Raw genomic sequence first — 24,621 nt, forward strand, 5'->3', positions numbered from 1 at the left:
AACTATCAATTTTTTTCATAATTATGAAACTTAGCATTTTTTTATATAGATTTGTTAAAAACGAATATACAATGAATTATAAAATCAAATTTTTAGGTTGTTTGTTTCTTTTGTTAGCAATAACTTATTCATGTTCAGTTGAAACAGAAAAACATGAAATAACAACACCTGTTCTAGATTTAAAAGCTGTTGGCCCTTTGTTTGAAGGTTCTAATACGTCTACAGCAACTTGGGAATTTAATTTAGAAGATTTATTTCCAGAAGTAGAAGGCGATTTAATTATAGAAAAAGCAAAAATCACAAACATTAATATCAAGCCTAAATCGGGTACAGATTATCCAAAAATCGGTAAAATGGTCATGGAAATGAAATCGAAATACACTAGCATGACCAGAATTGGATTATTAGAAACGAATATTCAAACCGATAAAAGCTACGATTTGCAAGTAGCCAAGAGTCAGGAAGAAATTGAAGTAGCTATAACAGACGAACGCATTACGTTTGTAGGTGATTTTGATATGCTTCAAGAAGATTATTATGATGATGTTATTTTTGACTTACAAGTTACCTTTGAAATTGAAACTAGAAAATAAATTTAATATGAATACTATGAAAAATAAGATTTTTTTAATTGCCTTTTGTTTAATTGGTTCGCTTGCTTTTGCTCAAGATGCAGACGATATAGTTGGTGTTTGGGAGCCAGGACACGGTAAAGCCAAAGTAAAAATTGACAAAATTGACAACAAATATTATGGTAAAATTGTTTGGTTAAAAGAGCCTAACGACCCGCAAACAGGCGAACCAAAATTAGATAAAAACAATCCGGATGAAAGTATGCAAAACGTTCCTTTACGCGGCTACAGAATTTTAAAAGATTTTGAATACCAAGGAGATGGCGTTTGGGAAGAAGGAACCATTTACGATCCAGAAAATGGAACCACTTACAGCTGTGTAATTACCATGAAAGACGAAAACGCATTAGAAATACGTGGTTACGTTGGTGTAAAAACATTTGGTCGCTCTGATACTTGGAGAAGACTTAAAATGAAGAAAAAATAATAGGTTAACACAAAAAAGAAACTGTTGGGATAATTTGTTCTCAACAGTTTTTTTATTTTAAATCCAATAAAGATGAAGCATAAATACCCAAGATTTTTTTTACTGTCTTTTTTTTGTTTAAGTTTTTTTGTAGCAAATGCACAAGAAGATGAAGAAGACTATAGTATGTATGACAACTTCGAACTAGAAGATGATGCACCCATAAAAAGATATGCAAAGCCAACTATATCAGGAATGAGTCCGCAGAAATTTATCGGAATTAGTTTTGATGCTCAAATGCCTTACCGTTACGAATTTTCTAATGTTACATTTCCAGAATCTTCAGGAAATGGCTTTGATGTTGATGAAGAAAACCCCACAATAAACGAAACAGGAACAGCTAAATTTACAGGCGGTTTTCGTTTTAATACCAATATTCCAATTATTTCTAAAAGTAGTTTTGTTTGGCAATCAGGCATCAACTTTATGGATACAAGGTACACTATTTCAGAAGCTCCTAACAATCCAAAAGACCAACCTGTTATTTTGCCAGATGGTACCGAAGCAAGAACTTTAGGAAGAATATTAAATGAAGATGGACTGAGAAACCTAAACTGGACAAACACTTTATTTTTTCCGATGAACGAAACAGAATTCATAGTTTTTCAAGGACAAATGGATTTAAGTGGAAATTATGGATTTGAAGATTTTCAGCCTTTAAACACAATTAGGTATAGTGCTGCGGCGGTATATGGTAGAAGAGTGAATGATTATTACCGTTGGGGAGTTGGTGTTGCAAGAACTTATCGAGTAGGAAACCTAAATTATGTTCCAGTTATTATGTTCGACTGGACGTCTGAAAACAGAAAATGGGGAACAGAAATTTTATTTCCAGCAAGAGCCTATTTAAGATATAACTTTAGTAAAAATGCTTTACTGCTTGCAGGATTTGATTTAGAAGGTCAAAGTTACCACATAGACGAATATTCAGTAAATGGAAACTCCTATGAAATTAGAAGAGGAGAAGTAAGACCTAAATTAGAATTTCAAGCTAAAATTACAGGTTATATTTGGGCAAGTGTTCAAGCTGGTTACAGATGGGATTGGTCTTATGATGCAGATGAGCTTGACAGTAGTAGAGACTTTTTTAGAGGCTTTTTTGGAAATCAAGAATTCGGTATGATCAATACTTTAGAAAATCCTTTATTTTTTAATGTAGGATTAAACTTTGTTAGTCCTTAAATATACATTATCACAAAATACAAAAAAGCCTGAAGGATTATTCTTCAGGCTTTTTTTAGCTTAAAATTAAAATTTTATCACACTTATTCTGGATTTGCACACGTACTGTGTGCTATTTTAAAATGAGTATTTAAACTAAAATTATCTTCTATACTAAAATACTCTTGTTCATACATTAAAATATTTGCAGGATAAACCACTTTAAAAACTGAATCTTGATCTAAACTATCTAGAAAAGTAAAAGTTTCTTTGTTAGAACTTAAAACTACTTGATTAAACCTTCTGCTATTGGTGTTGTAAATGGCTAATGTCAAAGGAAAAATAAAATCTGCACAATTAATATGCTCTTCATAAAACATACCATCGTTGCACATTTGCTTAACACTTTCAAGCTCATCTTCAGAAGAAATACTGTGTTTTTCAAAATTTATTAGGCTGATAGATATAGGAAAGATAATTTCAATTTCAACATCATAATTGTTCAAGTGTTCTAAATCTTCTTCGTTTTCAATGTTTCTGATTTCATTACCAACTTGAATTTTGTAAGGATAGTTGATGCTAAAACAATGCGAGTCATCAATAAAATCATCATAACTGGCATCGTGCGAAGTAACAGACTTCATTAAGTTGGTTAAGTCATCATCAAACCTTAAATTGGCTTCTTCATTTTCTTCTACAACAATGGTTTCATTTTCATAACAAGATGAAAAACATACCAAAAGGCTAAATACTAAAGTTAATTTTATAATTCTATCTAACTGCATCATCATTAATTTACATATATAAAACAATTCAAAATTAATTATTCCTACCCATAATTAAATATTTTTTTACTTTTACATCAATTCTATTTCATGGATAAACCATTACACAAAGATGTATGCGAAGAACATATTTTTGGAAAAATACATCAAAAATATGCAAAAGACTTGCATGATTTTATTTATTATAAATTTGGTAACGAAGCTGATGCTAACGACAAAGTGCAACATGCTTTTTTGAAACTTTGGGAAAACTGTAAAAAAGTAAGTCTAGATAAAGCCAAAAGTTTTTTGTTTTCTGTTGCTAACAATGCTACTTTAAATGTGATGAAACATAAAAAAGTGGTGCTCAAATATCAAAAGCAACCCCAAAAAACTTCAACGCAAATCGATCCGCAACATGTTTTAGAAGAAAAAGAATATTTACAAAAATTTCAAAATGCCTTAGCTAGATTAACCCCAGAAAAACGGGTTACATTTATGATGAATAGAGTAGAAGGGAAGTCGCATCAGGAAATTGCAGATTTAGAAGGAATCTCAAAAAAAGCGGTTGAAAAGCGTATTTACACAGCCTTGAAACAATTGAAAGAAGAACTAGGTGAATTTTAACAAATTTGAAGTAGGACAAATAATAGTTGAGTTGTTATATAGATGGGAATGAAATTGTTATGAATAAAGAAAAACAGATTAAAGGTTGGTTAAACGGAAGCTTGAAAGAAGACGAGCTTATTCAATTTAAAGCTTCTGAAGAATTTAAAAAGCTTCAAAAGATAAACGATGCAGCTCAACTATTTAAAGCACCAGAATTTGATGCTGATGCTTCTCAAGCTTCAATTAAATTGACAAAGTTAAATCATAACAAGAGCAGCAATAGAACTATTTTTTACAAATGGTCTGCTATTGCTGCCATTCTTATTTTAGGTGTATTCATTGCATTTCAATGGTTTTCAGTTTCAAATACAATCATTACTACGGCTGCCAATCAACAAGAAATTGTAAGCTTACCCGATAAATCTAAGGTGTACTTAAATTCAAATTCTACTTTAAGTTATTCAGAACAAGATTTTACAGACAATAGAACGCTAAGCTTAGAAGGAGAAGCTTTTTTTATGGTTGAAAGGGGAAGCACTTTTATTGTAAATACGCCTATGACAAGCGTAGAAGTATTAGGAACTACTTTTAATATAAAATCAAGATCAAATTTTTCTGAAGTAGATTGCTATTCTGGAAAAGTAAAAGTAACCGATGTACAAAAAAATGAAGCTATATTAACTTCCTTGCAACGTTTTGCTAATTATGATGGTAAGTCTCAAACAACTACCTTTTCCAAAAAAGCGCCTAATTGGATAGGTCAAGGCAAATCCAGTTTTTACAAAACGCCTCTATATTTTGTACTTGAAGAATTGGCAACGCAACACCAAATTGATCTTCACACAGAAAGCATAGATACATCTGTTATTTATTCTGGTAGTTTTGAGCATGAAAATCTAGAAAATGCATTACAATCTATAACGCTTCCATTACAATTAAACTACACTATTCAAGAAAATCAAGTAACTTTACAAAAAGATTAGACTTGAGACTTCTTGTTTTTACTTGCTTTTTTCTTATTCAATTAGGAAATCCAATTTTTGCTCAAAAATCCTATTCAGATTACGTCTCTTTAACTGATGTTTTTGAAAAATTGAATAATGAATATCAAGTAGATTTTTCTTATTCCAATCAAGAAATAGATGGCATTTCGATTGAAAAATTTGATTTATCCATAGGTTTAAAGCCAACTATTGAACATTTACAAGCAGTTTGTTCCTTTAACTTTGAGCAGTTGCCCAATCAAATTATTGCTGTTGTTCTCAAACCAGAATTCGAATTATTCTGTTTGAAAGCAATTCACTTTGAAAAGCAAATAGCTTTAAATCAAGTTGAATATTTTATAGATAACTATAAAATCAGCAATCTTGATGATGATAAAATATGGCTTCCCATTTCAAAAAATAAAAATACCGAGATTTATGCTAAAGCAAAAGGCTTCGAAAAAAAGATCATCGACTCTAAATCTGTAATGGAAAAAGAATGTTACGAATTATATTTTTTATCCGAGTCTATTAATTTAGATGAAGTAATTATAACAAATTATTTAACCAAAGGAATCAATAAGATGAAATCTGGACAAATCAGGTTTATGGCATCTTATTTTGGAGCTCTACCTGGATTAATAGAACCAGATGTACTACAAAGTATTCAGGCTCTTCCTGGAGTAATGAGTACTGAAGAAAGTGTTTCGTACTTAAACGTACGCGGTGGAACTCACGATCAAAACCTATTTTTGTGGGATGGCATAAAACTCTACCAAACTTCTCATTTTTTTGGAATGATTACCGCTTTAAATCCTTACATGACACAAACTACAGATATTATTAAAAATGCTTCGAATTCTGAATTTGGTGATGGTGTTTCCAGTGTTATTAATATGAAAACAAATCCAAAAATAAATCAGAAATTAAAAGCTGAAGCAGGTGTAAATTTAATTCATGCCGATTTTTTTGTAGATACGCCAATACAAGAAAATTCGTCATTACAAATTTCAGGTAGACAATCTATAAATCAATTAATTAAAACACCAACTTATGATGAATTTTTCAACAAAGTTTTTCAGAATACATCGGTTATCGCTCCAATTAATAATAATGAAATCGCACAAGATGATGATTTTTCATTTAATGATTTTTCTTTTAGATGGTTGTACCAATTGTCAAAAAAAGACCTTATTCGCATAAATGGCTTATTTGCAAATGATGAATTTTCCTTAAATAGACAAGAGTTTGGAACTGATTTAATTTCTTCTCGAGAAAGTAATTTAGACCAACAGAATTCAGCTTTTGGTGCTTTTTATCAAAGAGATTGGAACAAACAATTCACTTCTTCATTTCAGTTTTATACCAGCAATTATCAGTTTCGAGCAATAAATACAGATGTACTACAAGCGCAAACTTTAATTGAAGAAAACCAAGTTGAAGAATGGGGTTTTAAATTGAAAAATACATACCAATTGAATTCTGAAATATCTTTTGTTGGTGGTTATCAATTCAATGAAACTGGAATTTTAAATTTTGAAAGCATCAGTAATCCTTTTTTTAGACGGAGTGAAAGAGAAGCTATCATTACCAACAGTTTGTTTTTGGGTGTAAATTATCAACCCACTAAACAAACCAATTTAAATATAGGTTCTCGTTTAAACCACATATCAAAATTTAATAGTTTGTTATTTGAACCTAGAATAAATTTTAGCCATCGCTTTTTTAAACATTTTATTTTTGAATTTAAAGCCGAACAGAAAAGTCAAATTACTTCTCAAATCATAGATCAACAATCCGATTTTTTAGGAGTTGAGAGTAGAAGATGGGTACTAGCTAATCCAGATGAAATACCTGTAATTACTAGTGAGCAGCTTTCATTTGGTTTGAGTTACCAAAAGAATAATTGGTTAATAACATCAGATTTTTATTACAAGCGTATATTGGACATTACATCGCAAAGTCAAGGATTTCAAAATCAGTTTCAATTTGAAACTACTCAAGGTAATTATGAAGTTTTTGGGGCGGAATTTCTAATTAATAAAAAATGGAATCAATTTTCAACATGGTTAAGTTATTCTTTGTCTGATAATAAGTATTATTTTGAAGACTTTGAACCTCAAGAGTTTGCTAATAATTTAGACATTACACACGTAATTGATTTAGGAATCAATTATTCCTATGAAAATTTCAATATAGCTACAGGATTACATTGGCATTCAGGACTTCCAACAACACCTGTAATTCAAAATACAAATACTGAAGATTTGTCCTTTACCTTTGGAAATCCAAATACAAACAGATTAAGAAATTTCTTTAGAGTTGATTTTTCTGCAAATTATGAGTTTACACTTAAAGATGATGTGAAAATGTATATGGGAATGTCTATTTGGAATGTTTTAGGAAGAAATAATGTATATAATTCGTTTTATTCCAATCCAAACCATAGCATGATGTCGCAATCTTTTCAACAAGGATTGGGTTTTACTCCTAATTTTAGTCTAAGAATTCAATTTTAAAAAAAATGCCGTTATGTCTTAAACATAACGGCATTAAAGTAAATTAATCTTTCTAATTAATTTCTTTTATCTCTAGAATCTCTTCTTGAGTCATTTCTGTCATTTCTATCGTTTCTATCGTTTCTACGATTGTTACTAGGTTTAGAACTTTCTTGGTAACCTTCAGGCTTTTCAAGAAGCGCTTTTCTAGATACTTTTTCCTTACGAGTTCTTGAGTCAATACCAAAGTATTTTACATCAATTACATCGCCAAGGCTTAATACATCGCTTACGTTGTCTGTGCGTTCCCAAGCCAATTCAGAAATATGAAGTAAAACTTCGTTACCTGGAGCTTCAATGTATTCTACAACTGCACCAAAATCAAGTAATTTAATTACTTTAACTTTATACACATTTCCAACTTCTGGCTTAAATAACATAGATTCTATGCGCGCTAAAACTTGGTCTATTCCTTTTTGGCTAGTGCCTAAAATTTCCACAACACCTTTTTCATCTACTTCATTGATAACTATAGTAGTTTCTGTAGTTTTTTGAAGTTCCTGAATATTTTTACCTCCTGGTCCAATAAATGCACCAATATAATCTCCAGGAATGGTTCTGGTAATAATTTTTGGAGCGTGTGCTTTTACATTTTCATTTGGAGCAGGAATGGTTTCTGTAAGTTTACTTAAAATGTGCAATCTTCCTTCTCTCGCTTGTTTTAAAGCTTTCACTAAAATTTCATAAGAAAGACCTTTCACTTTAATGTCCATTTGGCAAGCTGTAATACCATCTTCTGTACCAGTTACTTTAAAGTCCATGTCACCTAAGTGATCTTCGTCTCCTAAAATATCAGAAAGAACAGCATATTTATCGCCTTCAGAAATCAATCCCATAGCAATACCAGAGACAGGCTTTTTAAGTTGAACACCAGCATCCATCAAAGACATTGTTCCAGCACAAACGGTTGCCATAGAAGAAGAACCATTCGATTCTAGTACTTCCGAAACAACACGAACTGTATACGGGCAATCTGCTGGAATCATTCCTTTTAATGCACGTTGGGCTAAGTTTCCGTGGCCAATTTCTCTACGAGAAGTTCCGCGAATAGGATAAGCTTCACCCGTACAAAAAGGAGGGAAGTTATAGTGTAAGTAGAAAGTTTCTTCGCCTTGTAGCGTAGGATTATCTACCATATTTGCTTCTCTAGAAGTTCCTAAAGTTACCGTAGCCAAAGCTTGTGTTTCACCACGTGTAAATACAGCCGAACCATGCGTAGAAGGCAAATAGTCTACTTCACACCAAATCGGTCTAATTTCGTCTAACTTACGTCCGTCTAACCTTACTTTTTCATCTAAGGTTAAGGTTCTTACTGCTTCTTTATGGGTTTCAGCAAAATATTTAGAAATAAAGCCTTTTACTTCTTCTTGTTCTTCTTCCGTAAATTCAGCTAAAATATCTTCTTTTACTTGAGAAAATGCTTCACCGCGTTCTTTTTTGCCTAAGCCTTGTTTCGCTATATCATAACATTTTTGGTAGGCTTTATCGTGAACGAGTTGCTTTAACTCTTCATTTTCTTCAGCTACTTCGTACTCACGTGTTTCTTTTTTACCAACTTGCTTTACAAGTCTACGTTGTGCTTGACATTGTTCTTTAATGGCTTCATGAGCAAATTTAATGGCTTCTGCCATTTCTTCTTCAGAACATTCGTCCATTTCACCTTCAACCATAGAAACGCTGTCTTCTGAGGCACCAACCATCATATCCATGTCTGCTTCTTCTAATTGAGCATAGCTAGGATTGATAACAAATTCTCCATTTACGCGGGCAACACGAACTTCTGAAATAGGACATTCGAAAGGAATGTCTGATAATTGTATTGCTGTTGAAGCTGCAAAACCTGCTAGCGCGTCTGGAATAACCGTATCGTCATGAGACATTAATTGAATCATAACTTGTGTTTCATACATGTAATCTTTTGGGAAAAGTGGTCTTAGTACACGATCTACTAAACGCATTACCAATATTTCTTCGTTGCTTGGTCTTGCTTCTCTTTTCATAAAACCACCTGGATATCTTCCTGCGGCTGCGAACTTTTCACGATAATCTAAAGTTAATGGGAAAAAGCCCATTGTACTTGGTTTGTGTGAAGAAACAACAGTACAAAGTAACATGGTGTCACCCATTCTTACAACAACTGAACCGTGTGCTTGTTTTGCTAATTTTCCTGTTTCAATGGAAATTTCGCGACCATCAGCTAGTGTGATGGTTTCCTTAAATGTTTTTGGAATCATAAATAAAAAATAAATTAAAAAATCTAATCTCAGAATTTTCGGTCTGTCCGAGTTGTGTTGTTGTTGAAGTTGTACCGACCTTTGAGAAACTTAGGCTTTCAATATTTAAGTAAAGATATAAAAAAAGGGGCAAAAGCCCCTTTAGTTTGATTATTTTCTTAATCCTAATTCTTTTATTATCGCTCTGTAGCGCATAATGTCTTTTTTCATGAGGTAATTTAATAGGTTTCTTCTTTTTCCTACTAAACCTACAAGCGATTTTTTTGAATTAAAATCTTTCTTGTTGTTTTTCATGTGTTGAGAGATGTGCTCAATTCGCTTTGTCATTAATGCGATTTGTCCCTCTGCAGAACCTGTGTCCTGCTCGCTTTTGCCGTGCTTAGCAAAAAGCTCTTTTTTTACTTCTTTTGATAAATACATGCCAATATTGGTTCAATGATTATTATGTACAGATAGATTTTCTATCAGCTCGCGAAATTACAATAAAAACTTATAATTCAAACTTTATTATTAAAAAAAATCTACTTTAATTTATTGAGCATTCTTACGCACGTAAAGGTCTATTTAGCACTAAATCTAAATACTTATTGATGTTGTCTTTCAATTCCTTTCGGTGCGAAATAAAATCAAGGAAACCATGTTCTTTTAAAAATTCAGAAGATTGAAATCCATCAGGCAAATCTTTTCCTGTAGTGTCTTTAACTACGCGAGGTCCTGCAAAACCGATTAAAGCTCCAGGTTCGGCTATGTTAATGTCTCCTAACATGGCAAAAGAAGCAGTAGTTCCACCTGTTGTTGGGTCTGTACATAAAGAAATGTAAGGAAGTTTTGCTTTGGCTAATTGCTCTAATTTGGCCGATGTTTTGGCTAACTGCATTAAAGATAAAGCTGCTTCCATCATTCTAGCTCCGCCAGATTTAGAAATAATTACCAATGGTAATTTATGTATTAAACAATGGTCTACTGCACGGACAATTTTCTCTCCTACAACAGCACCCATAGAACCACCAATAAAAGCAAAATCCATTGCGGCAATTACAAGATCTTCACCTTTAGATTTTCCAACACCAACTCTAATGGCATCTTTTAAATTTGTTTTTTTCTGAACTTCTTTTAACCGATCTTTATACTTTTTGGTATCTTCAAATTTAAGTGGATCTTTAGAAGTAAGATCTTTATCTAATTCTTTAAACTTATTATCGTCAAATAAAATTTCAAAATATTCTTTACTTCCAATTCTTACATGATATCCATCTTCAGGACTCACGTAATAGTTTTTTGCTAACTGTTCAGAATCTATAATTTTCCCGGTAGGAGATTTATACCAAAGACCTTTTGGAGTATCTTTTTTTTCTTCTGTTGTAGTTTGTATTCCTTTTTGCTTTCTCTTAAACCAAGCCATAATAGGTTCTTATTTATAAGGTATTTACATTATTTAAATCTTCAAAAGCCTTTATTAAACGATTTTTGAATGTAACTTCTCCTTCGCGCAACCACTTTCTTGGATCGTAATGTTTTTTGTTTGGAACATCGTCTCCTTCTGGATTTCCGATTTGAGTAGATACATAATCAATTTTGCTAGTCATATAATCTCTAATTCCTTCTGTAAAAGCAAATTGCAAGTCGGTATCTATATTCATTTTAATTACGCCATAACCAATAGCTTCTCTAATTTGTTCTAAACTAGAACCGCTACCACCGTGAAATACAAAGTCAATGTGATTGTGCTCAACTCCATATTTTTTTGAAATGTATTCTTGAGAATCTTTAAGAATAGTGGGCGTTAATTTTACATTTCCTGGTTTGTAAACTCCGTGTACATTTCCAAAAGCAGCTGCAATAGTAAATCTATCGCTTACTTTGCTCAATTCTTCATAAGCATAAGCAACTTCTTCAGGTTGTGTGTATAGTTTAGAAACATCTACATCTGTATTATCTACACCATCTTCTTCTCCACCAGTAACACCAAGTTCAATTTCTAAAGTCATATCCATTTTTGCCATTCTGGCTAGATATTGCTTACAAACTTCTATGTTTTCTTCTATAGATTCTTCAGATAAATCAATCATATGTGAACTATACAAAGACTTTCCGTGTTCTTTATAAAAAGCTTCTCCTGCATCTAACATACCATCAATCCAAGGTAATAATTTTTTTGCACAGTGGTCAGTATGTAAAATAACAGTTGCACCATATAGTTCTGCTAATTCATGAACATGTTTTGCACCTGCAACCGCACCAGCAATGGCAGCTTTTTGATCTTCGTTAGGTAATCCTTTTCCTGCATTAAATTGTGCTCCACCATTTGAAAACTGTAAAATTACTGGTGAATTTAATTCTGCTGCTGCTTCTAAAACTGTATTTATAGTATTGCTTCCCACAACGTTTACCGCTGGTAATGCGTAACCGTGTTTTTTAGCGTGGTTGAAAATATCTTGAACTTCCTTTCCAGTAGCAACTCCGGGTTTGATTGTGTGACTCATTTGATAGTTTTTTTAGTTTAGGCGGTAAAAGTAATAAATTTTATGCGTAATTAGATTGTCTAAAAAGGATAGTTAATACCGAAGTTATAAACCACATTGGCAAAATTAAAGTTTTGCATCCACTCTCCATTATTTAATCCAGGTTCGTAGGTTTTAAATCCAAAATCTACACGAATTACAAAAAAACTTAAATCGTATCGAAGTCCAAAACCTGAACCGATTGACAAATCTTTTAAACTTTCAAGACCGTTAAAGGTTGCGTCTTCATCTGAAACATTGTCCCAAAGATTCCAAATGTTACCTGCATCTACAAAAATGGCAGAGTTTAACGAGCCAAACAAATTAAAACGGTACTCTGCATTAAAGGCGAGTTTAAAATTAGCTTCATTAAAATCGTTTACTCCGCCTGTTCTTCCTGGTCCTAAATCGTAAGGTTGCCAACCGCGGTTATCGTTTGGCCCACCAGCAAAAAAACTTCGAATAAAAGGAATTGAATTAGCGTTTCCATACGGAATGGCAGCACCTGTATAAGCTCGAGTTGCAATGATTCGTTTTTTGCCTAAATCCCAGTGTTTAATATAATTAACTTCTGTTTTAACGTACTGCGAAAATTGAACACCAAACAAATTATAAGTGTCATTTGCATTTTGTTCTAAATTTAAAGGTTTAGATAATGCATTAACTAGATTACCAGCTAATTCCAAACGGGTTCTAATTTGATAGAAATCGTGATCTTTAATATCTGATCTATTGGAATAGTCAAATGAAAAATTTGAAGCAATAATCAAATTGTTTTCAGTAAGTCTGTTTTTTCGTTCTATAATTGAAGAGGCTTGTTGAAATTCTTCTTCGTTTAAATTTAAATTTGAATCGTTTTCAATTTGATTTATAAAGCCATCTGTTCCTTCTGGAATAATTAATTGTTCGTTGCCAGATGCTGTGGTTTCAAAAAAAGCACTGTTTACTTGATTTCGATTCCGGATAGCGAGTTCATTTAGTTGTACAAACGAATTTCCAAATACATTGAAGTAGTTTTGAACATTTAAGTTGTTCACAAATTGAACATTTATTAAATCTAACTGATTAGAAACTTGTCTTCTAGGTTTCCAGCGATAACTAAACGAACCAGTGAAGTTTCTTCTGTCTAAGCCAATGTTTTGTTGCGAACTAAAACCAACACCCAAAGATGTAAAAGGCGACATACTTTTGTTAATGATGGATTCTGTTTTTAATGGAAATGCAATTTTTGGCCAGCTTAATCTAATATTGCTACCAATTTCATTGATGTTAAAAAAACGATCGCTTGCACTTGCTGCATCTTTTGAAGACCCAATAATACCACGACCAGAAATTTCTAAAACTTCTGCACCACGAAAAACATTTCTGACTAGGAGGGAAGTGTTAAAACCAATACCAATATCCATGATGTTGCTTTGTGAAACATCTGAACTAATTGAATAACCAAATTTTTCTCTAGGAGTTAAAAATATGTTTGCAATTAAATCTTCGCCATCGGGGTCGCGAGGATCAGGCTGATATTGAATATTTGGGTATTTAAAAACCCGTAAATCTGAAAAGCGATTAAAGGTTCGATTTCGGTCAATTTCCCTAAAAGGTTTTCCACCTTCTATAAAAATAGCATCTGCTAACACCTTGGGTTTGTACCTGAGTTTTCCAAACGAAAAAACCTTCAAATCTTTGTAATGCAAACTATCGGTTACAATGGCATTTTTATCAAAAGCATTATAATTGGTAAAAATATTAACTTCACTAATTTTATGAACTTTATAAGTTTCTGTTTGAACAGAATCTTGATCCTTATTTCTTATAATTCTATTGGCTATTTTTAATCCAACATTCACTTTTTGGTTGGTGTTTAACGTATCTGCTTCAAATTCAATTTTTTCACGTTCAAAATAGTAAACGCCGTTGTTTCTCATTAATCGCGTAAGTCGCTCTCGCTCAGAATTAAAATCTTCTGTATTGTATTGTTTGTTTTTTTTTAGGTGAGACTCCTTAACATGGGCTTGATAAATAGAGTCTATTGCAGGCGAGCTTATGTTTTTTTCAATTTGGCCAATTACGTAAGGCTCGCCCGTTTGAATGCTATACTTAAGCTTGGTTTTTTGAGGGTTTTCAGTATCTATTTTTTCATAGTCTACTTCCGCATTGAACCATCCGTGATTCCAAAACCAAGATTTCAATCTATTTTTTGAAAGTTTGGTTAGTTGCTCATCATAAATAGTAGGTTTTTCGCCAATTTTTTTAATTTGATTTTGAATACCAACATAGGATGAACGAATATTAACCACTTGTTTTTTAGAGAAAATGCCTACTAACCTGTTAACTCGATTTGGTTTTTTGTACAACCATTTATTAAAAGTTGAATCAGGATCTTTTTTGGCTAAGTTTAAAATATGAAGTTTCAAAGGAACACCTAACAAAGTAGAGTTAGGTTCTTGCTTCAACAAATTTTTTAAATTTCTTTTTCGGGTATTCGCATCATTTTCAATAACGGTATTTTCAACTAAAAGCTGTTCGTCTTCTTCTAGGTGTTTTAAAGCATTACATGAAAAAAGGAGAGCGCTCATTAAAATAATTAATGATATTTTTGCCGAAACTGTTTTCAATAAAATTTATTTAATTAAAATGTATTTTTATGCTAAGTAAAGCGCAACAAAAATTAATAACGAGTTTAAGTCAAAAAAAATTCAGACAAAAGCACGGTTTTTTTGTTGCTGAGGGTGTAAAAGTAATCAAAGAATTTCTAAAAAGTAAGTACAAGCTAGAAGCTTTATACACAACTGCAGATATTTTCACGAATCAGTTTTCTAAGCAAGATGTAACTCCTGCCTTTATAACACCTGCGGAGTTAAAAAAAATTAGTTTTCTAACTACGCCACAAGTTGCAATTGCCTTGTTTTCTATCCCTAATTACACTAAAATAAAAAGCAAAGGAATAAATTTAGTTTTAGATGGAGTTCGCGATCCTGGCAATATGGGAACCATAATTAGAGAATGCGATTGGTTTGGAATTAAAAACATAATTTGTTCTGCAGACACAGTAGATTGCTACAATCCAAAAGTAGTACAAGCATCTATGGGTTCTCTAGCCAGAGTTAAGGTGCATTATTTAGATGTAGTTGAATTTTTAAAACAACAAAATGTTGAAATTTTAGGCGCTTTTTTAGGTGGCGAAAATGTGTATACACAGAAAAATTTCACCAAAAATTGTTTTTTAGTTCTTGGAAATGAAGCCAATGGAATTAGTCCTGAAGTTGAAGAATGGGTTACTAAAAAAGTAACAATTCCACGATTTGGCGAATTACGCGAAACCGAAAGCTTAAATGTAGCTATGGCTGGAGCTATTTTGCTGAGCGAATTAAGAAGACGTGAACTCTAAATTTCTTGTTTACTGAAAAGTAAAGTTAAGAAATACTCCACGGGTTGTCATTTTATTTAAATTCCTTGTCCAAGGACTACTTGGGTCTGTGTCCTGAACCAATTCGTCAGATTGGCCAAAAACTCCACGAATAGATGGACTAAATTTAAAATATTCAGTATAAAAGTCTATTCCAAAACCTACTTCAACATAAGTTGTCCAATCTTTTGATCGAAATTGTCCTGCTGTATTATCGCTCGGGTTATCTTGATTAGAAGATAAATTATGAGCTATAGAACCACCAGCTACAATAAAAGGCTTAAAATTATTGATTCGTTTAGTAGAAAATTTAACCAGTAAAGGAACATGAACATAATTAGATTCTACTTCGCGGAGTCGGTCTCTATTTTCTTCAAATTGGGGAAATTCTAAAATTCTATTGGTAAAGATTACCCCAGGCTCAAGGCGTAAATCTATATAATCGTTCAATCTTAAATTTCCGATTAACCCAATATTGAAGCCCATATTTTTTTGAACCAATATGTCACCGCGTTCCAATTCGTAATCGAAGCGGAAATCGTAAGAATTCATTCCTAGAAAATAACCCCAAGACCATGTTTTTTTGTCGAAGTTTTCAAGGTTTATAACTTTATCTTTACTTAAAAGATTAAAAAAACCTTGTGCTTTAGATGTTGTACAGCTTATGCTTAGAATAAGCAGAAAACAGATTTTTTTCATAAATGCAATTTAATAAAGCGCAAACTTAAGATTTACTTGCCACATATATGGTAGCCACACCAAAGGTTTGTGGTAAGTCTTTTACATTACTAAACCCATTTTTTTTCAAAATATTGTTGAAAGCTTCACCAAATGGAAATTGAGAAGCACTTTCTGATAGGTAAGCGTATGCACTTTTGTCTTTTGAAAATAACTTTCCAATAGTGGGTAAAATAGCATTAGAATATATTTTGTAGCCTTGCTTAAACGGAAATTTAGTAGGCACAGAAGTTTCTAAGACTACAAATATTCCACCGGGTTTTAAAACCCGATTAATTTCCTGTAAACCTTTATCTAGATTTTCGAAATTTCGAACTCCAAATGCCACAGTTATAGCATCAAAATAATCATCGTCGTAAGGCAAATCTTCAGAATCTGCTTGTACCATTTCAATTTTTTGGTCTAAATTTTTAGCGTTTATTTTCTTTTGTCCAACACTCAACATGCCAGCAGAAATATCTAAACCAATAATTTTTTTTACAGAAGAATCGGCCAGTGCAATCGCTAAATCTCCTGTTCCTGTAGCTACATCTAGAATGGTTTCAGGTTGAGTAGATTTTATAATTTCAATAAGTTTCCTTCTCCAAGATTGGTCTGTACCAAGCGAAATAACTCTGTTTAAACTATCGTAATTTTCAGAAATATTATCGAACATTTGTTCTACTTGCTTCTTTTTAGCAAGCTCAGAATCTTTATATGGAGTTACTTTTTTTTCCAAAATCAATTTTTTTTGCAAATGTACATTAACTAAAGCACTTATAAAATTGAGCAAAAGCCAATTCTGTGTAAATGCAATATGTTTTCTTAGAATTGTTAAGATTAATAATTTGAATTGTATTCCCTACTTTTAATATACTTTTGTAGCTCATTTTTATATTATGAAGATAATTATCGCTGGAGCGGGAGAAGTTGGTTTTCACTTAGCCAAATTGTTGTCTTACGAATCTCACGACATTTCTTTACTGGATACCGATAAAGAACGACTTTCTTACGCAGATAAACACTTGGATATAAGAACTGTTGAAGGTGATGCTACATCCATCTCTATTTTAGAATCTGCAAATATTTTAGAAACAGACCTGCTTATTTCAGTAACTTCTTTACAATCCATTAATATTACGGTTTGTAGTTTAGGAAAGCAACTTGGGGCTAAACGTACCATCGCCAGAGTCTCTAATCAAGAATACATCGAGCAGAATGCAAAAGTAAATTTTGCAGATATGGGTGTAGATGAATTGATTTCGCCTGAAGCACTCGCAGCCGAAGAAGTAAATTTATTGTTGAGTCAATCTGCTTTTACAGATACATTTGAATTTGATGAAGGAGCATTAACTATGATTGGCTTAACACTTTCTCCAGAAGCGCCATTTGTTGGAAAATCTGTTCAAGAAGCTGCAGATTTCTTTCCTGGTTTACATTTTGTTACCATTGCCATTAGAAGGTATGCCACACAATATACCATCATACCAAATGGAAGCACATGTTTTAAAGAATCTGACAGAGCTTATTTTATAACCGACAAAGAAGGCGTTGAAGAATTATACAAATTAGCTGGAACAAAGAAAAAGCAGATCAAAAATATTATGATTCTTGGCGGAAGCAATATCGGTAGGAATTTAGCAGAAGATTTATGTGAACAAAAATACCGTGTTAAGTTATTGGAACGCGATTACGAAAAAGCCTTAGATATTGCAGATTTAATTCCTGATACCTTGGTAATTCGCGGAGATGGTACCAATGTTGAATTATTAGAAGAAGAAAACATTACCCAAATGGATGCTTTTATCGCGGTTACTGAAAATTCTGAAACCAACATTATGTCTTGTTTGGTGGCCAACAGCAAAGGCGTCAAAAAAACCATAGCCTTAGTAGAAAATATGGATTATTTTCAACTTTCGCATTCCATAGGAATCCATAGTTTGGTAAACAAAAAATTAATTGCGGCGAATAATATTTTTAGATACATCAGAAAAGGAGACATTGTAGCTATGACAAAGCTAAATAATATGAATGCTGAATTATTAGAATTCATTGTAAAAGCAGATTCTAATATTTGTGATAAACGCATAGCAGATTTAGACTTTCCAATAGGTGCCATTATCGGTGGAGTTATTCGGGAACAAAAAGGAATAATTGCTATGGGCGATTTTTTGGTAAAAAAAGGCGACCGTGTTGTAATTTGCTGTATTCCAAAGTCCATTAAGAAAGTTGAAAAATTGTTTAGCTAATGTCAACCATCAATTTTAAAATTGTTCTTCATACATTAGGAATGCTATTGCTCTTTAATGGAGCATTCATGATTTTTCCTGTTGTTGCCAGTTATTACTACAACGAAAGCATAACCTTAGAACTAACCTTTTCCTTAATTGTTACTGTCTTTTCAGGACTTTTTATGATGTTTTCTACTCGAAAACATGACAAAAATATAGCCCAAAGAGAAGGTTATCTCATTGTTACTTTAGGCTGGTTATTCATGGTTTTAACAGGAATGCTACCCTACGTATTTACCAAAATGATCCCTGAATTTAGCAATGCTTTTTTCGAAACCATGTCAGGTTACACAACAACTGGCGCCAGTATTTTGAATGATATTGAAGTCATGCCGAATAGTATTTTGTTATGGAGAAGTTTAACCCACTGGATTGGCGGTATGGGAATTATTGTGTTAACGGTTGCCATATTACCTTTATTTGGCATCGGTGGGATGCAATTGTTTAATGCGGAAGCACCAGGTCCAGGAGCTGATAAATTGAAACCAAGAATAGCCGACACCGCTAAACGATTATGGCTTATTTATTTTATTTACACAGTAATTGAAGCCATTCTTCTCAAAATTGCAGGAATGGGTTATTTTGATGCGGTAAATCACGCTTTAAGTACATTGTCAACAGGTGGGTTTTCAACAAAAAACGATAGTGTAGCTTTTTGGAATGATTCACCTATGATTCAATACATCATTATATTGTTCATGTTTTTAGCAGGAACCAATTTTGTAATGAGTTACTTCGCTTTTAAATTCGATTTTAAAAAAATATGGCAAAACGAAGAATTTAGATGGTTTCTTTCATTTATACTTGTTTTTTCAAGCTTAACTACTTTAGTAATTTTCTTCAAAGCAGACTTAGATTTAAATTCTATTCCGCATCCGCGTGTTATTGGAGAATTTGAAAGTTCCATCAGACACTCATTTTTTCAAGTTTTAGCCGTGGTTACTACCACCGGTTTTGTTACATCAGATTTTACTTTATGGACTCCTTTCTTAACTATTTTATTTTTTGGTTTGTTTTTTCTCGGTGGCTCTGCAGGTTCAACTTCTGGTGGTATAAAAGTAGTAAGACACGTTATTTTAATTAAAAACGGATTTCAAGAATTCAGACGTGTTTTACATCCCAATGCCATTTTACCCGTAAGATACAAAGGCAAATCTGTAGATCAGAAAATTGTATTTACCATCCAAGGATTCTTCATTTTGTATGCCTTGTCTTTCATTATTGGAGCTGTAGTTTTAGCATCAACAGGTTTAGATTTTGAAACAGCAATTGGTGGAGCAGCTTCATCTTTAGGAAATGTTGGTCCTGCATTTGGTAAGCTCAGTCCAGTAGATAACTTTAGCGGACTTACTAATTTTGGAAAACTCTGGTGTTCCTTTTTGATGCTTTTAGGGAGATTAGAATTATTTACTGTCCTGATTATTTTTTCTCCTTATTTTTGGCGAAATCGTTAACATATATTTTTCAATTTAGTACATTGTTTTTAATTTCTAAAAACTACTTTTGAAGATGTTTTTAAACCTAACTAAAATGAAATTTTATTTTTTTTATTTCGCACTTTTAAGCTTTGTTTTAACTGGCTTCAGTCAAGAAGTTGAAGCCGATAGCACTTCTACTAAAACGCTAACCATTGTTGATAATTACAATGAAATTATTGACAAAAGCGGAAGTTACCAAGAATATAAAGTCATTAAAAAAACTGAATTAGCAGATTTCAGAATACAACTTACAGAGCGAAAAAATGCTTTTGAAAGTGAAATTTCATCTTTAGAAAATGAAATTACAAACCAAGCTAAGGAAATTAAAGAGTTAAAACAGCAACTAGAAACTACCCAAAATAGTCTTGCTAAAGTAGAAGAAGAAAAAGATAGCATGCAGTTTTTTGGAAATAATTTGAACAAAGCTTTATATCAAACTATTGTTTTTGGAATTATTGGAGTACTCATTTTAATACTTGTTGTATTGTTAGTTAAATTTAAGAGCAATGCATCTGCAACTAAAGATGCTAAAGAAATATTGAGTAGAACAGAAAAAGATTTTGAAGACTACAAACGCAATGCTTTAGAAAAACAACAAAAATTAGGAAGACAACTTCAAGATGAAAAAAATAAAGTGAGTAAATTGAAAACGGGCGGTAAAAAATAAGAATAGACTTCATGCGCATTGACATTATTACTGTAGTTCCAGATTTACTAAAAAGTCCTTTTGAAGCATCCATCTTAAAACGATCCATTGAAAAAGGTTTAGTAGAAGTTCATGTGCACAATCTAAGAGACTACACCAGCAACAAGTACAAAAAAGTCGACGATTATCAATACGGTGGTGGAGCAGGAATGGTCATGATGATTGAACCCATCGATAAATGCATTAGCAAACTAAAAGCAGAGCGCACTTACGATGAAATTATCTACATGTCGCCAGACGGCGAAACTTTAAACCAATCTATTGCCAACGAATTTTCCTTAAAAGAAAACGTCATTATTTTGTGTGGTCATTACAAAGGAGTCGATCAACGGGTTCGTGACCATTTTATTACTCGGGAAATTTCCATAGGAGATTATGTGCTTTCGGGAGGTGAAATGGGCGCTTTGGTTTTCTGCGATTCGGTAATCAGATTGATTCCAGGCGTGCTCGGAAACGAAACTTCAGCTTTAACCGATTCATTCCAAGACAATTTATTAGCTCCCCCAATTTACACCCGACCAGCAGAATACAAAGGCTGGAAAGTACCAGAAATCCTTACTTCTGGAAATTTTGGTAAAATAGATGCATGGCGAGAAGAAAAAGCCCTAGCACATACCAAAAACAGAAGACCCGATTTGTTGGAAGGGGAGATGTAAAATTTCCTTCTGTTATTCCGCAGAAGGCGATAGCCGGGATGCGGAAAAAAACATCCAATAAACCTGTCATTCTAAACAAAGGCAATAGCCGCGATGCGGAATCGGTTTGTATTTTACCTTGATGTTTTAAGCTCCCGCTAAACCTTCCCAAGTTTCCAAATAAGCTTCAACTTCACGTTCGCCTTCAGCTGGAAAAGCTGCATGAAAAGCCTTATCCGTTTCTGCTTCCCAAGGACCGGTTTTATTTTCATATACAATAAAGATTGGGCTCAATGCTAAAACCGTATGCCAGCAATGGTACGGAATCCAGAGCATGCTTTGTTGCTCCGCATCCAAATCGGCTACGTCAAGAATTTTTCCGTCATCATCAAATTGAATAATTCTTCCTTTGCCTTGTAAAGCCACAAAAGATTCGCCTTTAGTGGTGAGTTTTCCAGCTTCATCCGTAACCAAATGCCTGTGTGGTTGTACGTAACTTCCCTTGCAAAACACATTGATCATGGTATGCAATTCCGCTTCATGATTGGGGTGCAGTCGCAATAAATGCCTTTTGCGTTCAGATGCTTTCGCTTTTTCAATCAATTTAGAAAAATCTAGATGAGAAGCGCGTATAAAACCTGTTTCAGTTGGTGTTGACATGGAATTAAAATTATTTTTTGTTTTTGCTAAGATAGTGTTCACCATTCGCTTTTTTACAAAAGTTTACAACTCAATTTATTTTCTAGTACTTTCAAAAAGAAGTATATTGCTCGAGAATAAAAAATTTCTTCAAAAATCTATTATTCAATTGCAGTTCATTTTCGAAATATTTTATTGAACAATAACTTTAAACTGTTATTTATTTCCTTTTAAAAAATGCCATTATGAAACTAAAAAAACAAATCAAATTCATTTTAATCTTCATTTTTCCTATGCTTACCTTTGCACAAATAGATTTAGATTATCAAGAACCACACAAAGACATTTTAGAATTAGCAGACGTACAGATGCCGCCAGGAATGAGCGTCAACTCCGATGGAACCAAAGCGGTTTTGTTATCTCGAAGTCCGTACCAAAGCATAAGCGATTTAGCCGAAGATGAATTGCGCTTGGCAGGATTGCGCATCAATCCGAAAACCAATATCTCCAGCAGAACTCGTTTTTACGAAAATATCAAACTCTTCAATCCCAAAAAACAAAAGGAAATGCCTATAAAAGGGCTTCCAGATTCTTTAAAAATCGCGAACATCAGCTGGTCGCCAGAGCAAAATTTCATCGCATTTACACATACTACCTTTGAAGGAAATCAACTTTGGCTCATCGATTATAAAAAGCGACAAGCCCGACAATTGACCGATGCTGTAGTAAATGCCAATTTAGGTACAACTTTTACATGGCTACCTGACGAATCGGGAATGCTAGTAAAAATGCTTCCTAAAGACCGACCAAAATTGATTGATACCAGCAATAAAGTGCCTACTGGACCTACAGTTTCTGTAAACGAAGCGGGTGTAGAAGCGCAAAACCGAACTTATCAAGATTTATTGAAAAACAAGGATGACGAATTCAATTTTGAAGTGCTTGCCACAGCGAGTATTCATCATGTAGATTTAAAAGGAAATGCTACGGAATGGAAGCCTGCAGGAATGTATCGTGGTATTTCATTTTCTCCAGATGGCGAATATGTTATGATTTCAGAAATTGAAAAACCCTTTTCGTATTTGGTGACCTATGGAAGATTTCCGACCAATTATACGGTTTATACCAAAGCTGGAGAATTAAGTTACACGCTTGCTGAAATTCCTTTAATTGAAGAAATGCCCAAAGGATTTATGTCTACTCGCGAAGGTAGAAGAAATATTTCTTGGCGAAGCGATGAAGCTTCCACTTTGGTTTGGGTAGAAGCTTTAGATGGTGGCGATGCCAATGAAGAAGCCGATTTTAGAGATGAAGCTTTTCAATTGAGATCTCCGTTCACTGGAGAAAAGCAAGCCCTATTGAAAACGAAATTACGTTTTTCAAACATCACTTGGGGCGATCAACAAACCGCCGTGGTTTATGAATATTGGTGGAACGACAGAACAGTAAAAACCAGTATTTTTAATCCGAGTAATCCCGGTGAAGAAGCCGTGGTTTTCAATGAACGTAACTACCAAAATCAATACGAAGATCCAGGAAGTTTTGTAACACACCGAAATGAATTCAATAAATCGGTTTTACAAAAAATTAACGGAAAGCTTTTGTTGATGGGCGATGGGTATTCACCGGAAGGGAAATTTCCGTTTATAGATGAATATAGCTTAGCTTCAAAAGAAACCAATCGTGTTTTTCAAGTTCCAGAAAGCGATTATTTAGAATCTTTTGTAAGCATGATCGATGCTGAAAAAGGCGAATTGTTGGTAAGAAGAGAAAGCAGTAACGACTATCCTAATTATTACATGCGTAACTTTTACAAAGATGAATTGAAGCAGGTCTCTGATTTCCAGAATCCGTTTAAAGCCATACAAGATGTTCATAAAGAAGTAATTACATACAAAAGAGATGACGGTTTAGAGTTGTCTGCCACTTTATACTTACCTGTGGGTTACGACTTAGACAAAAAAGAAAAAATGCCGATGATTATGTGGGCGTATCCACGGGAATACAAAGACAAGCAAAGTGCATCTCAGGTAACTTCCAGCAGTAAGGAATTTACGTATCCGTATTACGGTTCGCCCATTTATTGGGTAAATCGGGGTTATGTAGTGTTGGATGATGCTGCTTTCCCAATTATAGGAGAAGAGGAAGATGAACCCAACGACACTTTCAAAAAACAATTGGTTGCCAATGCCAAAGCAGCGATTGATGCGGTAGAAGAAATGGGTTACATCGACCGAAACAAAGTTGCAGTTGGCGGACACAGTTACGGTGCATTCATGACCGCTAATTTATTGTCGCATTCCGATTTGTTTGCTGCCGGAATAGCTAGAAGTGGAGCCTATAATCGTACTTTAACACCATTTGGATTTCAGTCGGAAGAGCGAAATTACTGGGAAGCTCCCGAAGTATACAACACCATGTCACCATTTATGAATGCGCATAAAATGAAAACGCCTTTGTTGTTAATTCACGGAGAAGAAGACAATAATTCAGGAACTTATCCTATGCAAAGCGAGCGATATTTTAACGCTTTAAAAGGACTCGGCGCACCGGCTAGATTAGTGATGTTACCCAAAGAAAGTCACGGTTATGCTGCCAGAGAGAGCATCATGCACATGCTTTGGGAGCAAGACCAATGGTTAGAAAAATATGTAAAAAATAGAGTAGTGAAAGACAACTAAATGATCTCTTTTTGCACTTTAAAAAATTAGTCTGAAAGTTTTCGAAATGATATTTTTTTTCGTAAAACTAAAGGCTCTTAAAATGGTTTACATTAATTTTAATAAATATTACTAAAATAATATTAGAGCCTGTTTGACCTTATTTAAAATAAACGATTGTATT

21 protein-coding genes are annotated in these 24,621 nt (G+C 33.4%); 12 read left to right on the forward strand and 9 right to left on the reverse strand.

Features of this window, described 5'->3' with window-relative positions; all coding sequences use genetic code 11:
• Window positions 1-71: 71 nt before the first annotated feature.
• The 3 genes from IEV72_RS02770 (at window position 72) to IEV72_RS02780 (ending at window position 2,280) form a co-directional block, all read left to right on the forward strand.
• Window positions 72-593, forward strand: coding sequence for a hypothetical protein (locus tag IEV72_RS02770; protein WP_188457561.1), 522 nt, complete (start codon window positions 72-74; stop codon window positions 591-593).
• Between the two features lie 16 nt (window positions 594-609).
• Entirely contained in the window at window positions 610-1,059 is a 450-nt protein-coding gene (locus tag IEV72_RS02775) for a DUF2147 domain-containing protein (RefSeq protein WP_188457562.1), read from the forward strand.
• Between the two features lie 72 nt (window positions 1,060-1,131).
• Window positions 1,132-2,280 carry a DUF6268 family outer membrane beta-barrel protein gene (locus tag IEV72_RS02780; RefSeq protein WP_188457563.1) on the forward strand — a complete coding sequence of 383 codons (1,149 nt, stop codon included), beginning with the start codon at window positions 1,132-1,134 and terminating at the stop codon, window positions 2,278-2,280.
• Window positions 2,281-2,363: 83 nt separating this feature from the next.
• Here the strand turns inward: IEV72_RS02780 and IEV72_RS02785 are convergent, their stop codons facing one another.
• Window positions 2,364-3,044 carry a hypothetical protein gene (locus IEV72_RS02785; protein ID WP_188457564.1) on the reverse strand — a complete coding sequence of 227 codons (681 nt, stop codon included), beginning with the start codon at window positions 3,042-3,044 and terminating at the stop codon, window positions 2,364-2,366.
• 90 nt (window positions 3,045-3,134) lie between these two features.
• On the opposite strand from IEV72_RS02785, the gene IEV72_RS02790 reads away from it, so the two are divergent.
• Genes IEV72_RS02790 through IEV72_RS02800 form a run of 3 tightly spaced genes read left to right on the forward strand, consistent with a single transcriptional unit; the run spans window position 3,135 to window position 7,134 of the window.
• Window positions 3,135-3,650, forward strand: a complete 516-nt coding sequence (locus tag IEV72_RS02790) for an RNA polymerase sigma factor (RefSeq protein ID WP_188457565.1) — start codon at window positions 3,135-3,137, stop codon at window positions 3,648-3,650.
• Between the two features lie 59 nt (window positions 3,651-3,709).
• Window positions 3,710-4,615: a FecR family protein gene (locus IEV72_RS02795; RefSeq protein ID WP_188457566.1), complete on the forward strand. Its 906-nt coding sequence runs from the start codon at window positions 3,710-3,712 to the stop codon at window positions 4,613-4,615.
• A 2-nt stretch (window positions 4,616-4,617) separates the two neighbouring features.
• Window positions 4,618-7,134 carry a TonB-dependent receptor plug domain-containing protein gene (locus IEV72_RS02800; RefSeq protein ID WP_188457567.1) on the forward strand — a complete coding sequence of 839 codons (2,517 nt, stop codon included), beginning with the start codon at window positions 4,618-4,620 and terminating at the stop codon, window positions 7,132-7,134.
• A 56-nt stretch (window positions 7,135-7,190) separates the two neighbouring features.
• On the opposite strand, the gene IEV72_RS02805 is transcribed toward IEV72_RS02800, so the two are convergent.
• From IEV72_RS02805 to tamL, 5 genes are all read right to left on the reverse strand, one after another.
• Window positions 7,191-9,407 carry a polyribonucleotide nucleotidyltransferase gene (locus IEV72_RS02805; RefSeq protein ID WP_188457568.1) on the reverse strand — a complete coding sequence of 739 codons (2,217 nt, stop codon included), beginning with the start codon at window positions 9,405-9,407 and terminating at the stop codon, window positions 7,191-7,193.
• Window positions 9,408-9,557: 150 nt separating this feature from the next.
• Window positions 9,558-9,827: a 30S ribosomal protein S15 gene (gene rpsO, locus IEV72_RS02810; RefSeq protein WP_188457569.1), complete on the reverse strand. Its 270-nt coding sequence runs from the start codon at window positions 9,825-9,827 to the stop codon at window positions 9,558-9,560.
• Between the two features lie 124 nt (window positions 9,828-9,951).
• Entirely contained in the window at window positions 9,952-10,809 is an 858-nt protein-coding gene (gene accD / locus IEV72_RS02815; protein WP_188457570.1) for an acetyl-CoA carboxylase, carboxyltransferase subunit beta, read from the reverse strand.
• 13 nt (window positions 10,810-10,822) lie between these two features.
• Entirely contained in the window at window positions 10,823-11,890 is a 1,068-nt protein-coding gene (gene fbaA / locus IEV72_RS02820; protein WP_188457571.1) for a class II fructose-bisphosphate aldolase, read from the reverse strand.
• Between the two features lie 59 nt (window positions 11,891-11,949).
• On the reverse strand, window positions 11,950-14,481 hold the full coding sequence (gene tamL, locus IEV72_RS02825) for a translocation and assembly module lipoprotein TamL (protein WP_188457572.1): 2,532 nt from the start codon (window positions 14,479-14,481) through the stop codon (window positions 11,950-11,952).
• A gap of 68 nt (window positions 14,482-14,549) precedes the next feature.
• Between tamL and IEV72_RS02830 the strand changes: the two genes are divergently transcribed.
• The gene (locus tag IEV72_RS02830; RefSeq protein ID WP_188457573.1) at window positions 14,550-15,293 is read left to right on the forward strand and encodes a TrmH family RNA methyltransferase; all 744 of its coding nucleotides are present in this window, start codon (window positions 14,550-14,552) and stop codon (window positions 15,291-15,293) included.
• A 9-nt stretch (window positions 15,294-15,302) separates the two neighbouring features.
• Here the strand turns inward: IEV72_RS02830 and porT are convergent, their stop codons facing one another.
• Window positions 15,303-16,010, reverse strand: coding sequence for a type IX secretion/gliding motility protein PorT/SprT (porT, locus tag IEV72_RS02835; RefSeq protein ID WP_188457574.1), 708 nt, complete (start codon window positions 16,008-16,010; stop codon window positions 15,303-15,305).
• A 25-nt stretch (window positions 16,011-16,035) separates the two neighbouring features.
• Window positions 16,036-16,767 (reverse strand): bifunctional demethylmenaquinone methyltransferase/2-methoxy-6-polyprenyl-1,4-benzoquinol methylase UbiE, encoded by a 732-nt coding sequence (gene ubiE / locus IEV72_RS02840; protein WP_188457575.1) that lies wholly within the window; start codon window positions 16,765-16,767, stop codon window positions 16,036-16,038.
• Between the two features lie 160 nt (window positions 16,768-16,927).
• Here ubiE and trkA point away from each other — a divergent pair, with 160 nt between their 5' ends.
• From trkA to trmD, 4 genes are all read left to right on the forward strand, one after another.
• Entirely contained in the window at window positions 16,928-18,277 is a 1,350-nt protein-coding gene (trkA, locus tag IEV72_RS02845; protein WP_188457576.1) for a Trk system potassium transporter TrkA, read from the forward strand.
• Window positions 18,277-19,773: a TrkH family potassium uptake protein gene (locus tag IEV72_RS02850; RefSeq protein ID WP_188457577.1), complete on the forward strand. Its 1,497-nt coding sequence runs from the start codon at window positions 18,277-18,279 to the stop codon at window positions 19,771-19,773. Before trkA ends, IEV72_RS02850 begins: the two co-directional genes overlap by 1 nt.
• 76 nt (window positions 19,774-19,849) lie before the next feature.
• On the forward strand, window positions 19,850-20,464 hold the full coding sequence (locus IEV72_RS02855; RefSeq protein WP_188457578.1) for a hypothetical protein: 615 nt from the start codon (window positions 19,850-19,852) through the stop codon (window positions 20,462-20,464).
• 11 nt (window positions 20,465-20,475) lie between these two features.
• Window positions 20,476-21,159, forward strand: coding sequence for a tRNA (guanosine(37)-N1)-methyltransferase TrmD (gene trmD, locus IEV72_RS02860; protein WP_188457579.1), 684 nt, complete (start codon window positions 20,476-20,478; stop codon window positions 21,157-21,159).
• 126 nt (window positions 21,160-21,285) lie between these two features.
• On the opposite strand, the gene IEV72_RS02865 is transcribed toward trmD, so the two are convergent.
• Window positions 21,286-21,798 (reverse strand): WbuC family cupin fold metalloprotein, encoded by a 513-nt coding sequence (locus IEV72_RS02865; RefSeq protein WP_188457580.1) that lies wholly within the window; start codon window positions 21,796-21,798, stop codon window positions 21,286-21,288.
• 224 nt (window positions 21,799-22,022) lie between these two features.
• Between IEV72_RS02865 and IEV72_RS02870 the strand changes: the two genes are divergently transcribed.
• Window positions 22,023-24,458, forward strand: coding sequence for a S9 family peptidase (locus tag IEV72_RS02870; RefSeq protein ID WP_188457581.1), 2,436 nt, complete (start codon window positions 22,023-22,025; stop codon window positions 24,456-24,458).
• The last annotated feature ends 163 nt before the right edge of the window (window positions 24,459-24,621 follow it).

The organism is Psychroflexus planctonicus (genome assembly GCF_014640195.1).
In the GTDB taxonomy this organism is placed as follows: domain Bacteria; phylum Bacteroidota; class Bacteroidia; order Flavobacteriales; family Flavobacteriaceae; genus Psychroflexus; species Psychroflexus planctonicus.

Excerpts from the sequence above, each read along its gene's own strand:
- IEV72_RS02770 (WP_188457561.1), top strand. The coding sequence starts at position 72 with ATGAATTATAAAATCAAATTTTTAGGTTGTTTGTTTCTTTTGTTAGCA.
- IEV72_RS02775 (WP_188457562.1), top strand. The coding sequence starts at position 610 with ATGAAAAATAAGATTTTTTTAATTGCCTTTTGTTTAATTGGTTCGCTT.
- IEV72_RS02780 (WP_188457563.1), top strand. The coding sequence starts at position 1,132 with ATGAAGCATAAATACCCAAGATTTTTTTTACTGTCTTTTTTTTGTTTA.
- IEV72_RS02785 (WP_188457564.1), bottom strand. The coding sequence starts at position 3,044 with ATGCAGTTAGATAGAATTATAAAATTAACTTTAGTATTTAGCCTTTTG.
- IEV72_RS02790 (WP_188457565.1), top strand. The coding sequence starts at position 3,135 with ATGGATAAACCATTACACAAAGATGTATGCGAAGAACATATTTTTGGA.
- IEV72_RS02795 (WP_188457566.1), top strand. The coding sequence starts at position 3,710 with ATGAATAAAGAAAAACAGATTAAAGGTTGGTTAAACGGAAGCTTGAAA.
- IEV72_RS02805 (WP_188457568.1), bottom strand. The coding sequence starts at position 9,407 with ATGATTCCAAAAACATTTAAGGAAACCATCACACTAGCTGATGGTCGC.
- rpsO (WP_188457569.1), bottom strand. The coding sequence starts at position 9,827 with ATGTATTTATCAAAAGAAGTAAAAAAAGAGCTTTTTGCTAAGCACGGC.
- accD (WP_188457570.1), bottom strand. The coding sequence starts at position 10,809 with ATGGCTTGGTTTAAGAGAAAGCAAAAAGGAATACAAACTACAACAGAA.
- fbaA (WP_188457571.1), bottom strand. The coding sequence starts at position 11,890 with ATGAGTCACACAATCAAACCCGGAGTTGCTACTGGAAAGGAAGTTCAA.
- tamL (WP_188457572.1), bottom strand. The coding sequence starts at position 14,481 with ATGAGCGCTCTCCTTTTTTCATGTAATGCTTTAAAACACCTAGAAGAA.
- IEV72_RS02830 (WP_188457573.1), top strand. The coding sequence starts at position 14,550 with ATGCTAAGTAAAGCGCAACAAAAATTAATAACGAGTTTAAGTCAAAAA.
- porT (WP_188457574.1), bottom strand. The coding sequence starts at position 16,010 with ATGAAAAAAATCTGTTTTCTGCTTATTCTAAGCATAAGCTGTACAACA.
- trkA (WP_188457576.1), top strand. The coding sequence starts at position 16,928 with ATGAAGATAATTATCGCTGGAGCGGGAGAAGTTGGTTTTCACTTAGCC.
- IEV72_RS02850 (WP_188457577.1), top strand. The coding sequence starts at position 18,277 with ATGTCAACCATCAATTTTAAAATTGTTCTTCATACATTAGGAATGCTA.
- IEV72_RS02855 (WP_188457578.1), top strand. The coding sequence starts at position 19,850 with ATGAAATTTTATTTTTTTTATTTCGCACTTTTAAGCTTTGTTTTAACT.
- trmD (WP_188457579.1), top strand. The coding sequence starts at position 20,476 with ATGCGCATTGACATTATTACTGTAGTTCCAGATTTACTAAAAAGTCCT.
- IEV72_RS02865 (WP_188457580.1), bottom strand. The coding sequence starts at position 21,798 with ATGTCAACACCAACTGAAACAGGTTTTATACGCGCTTCTCATCTAGAT.
- IEV72_RS02870 (WP_188457581.1), top strand. The coding sequence starts at position 22,023 with ATGAAACTAAAAAAACAAATCAAATTCATTTTAATCTTCATTTTTCCT.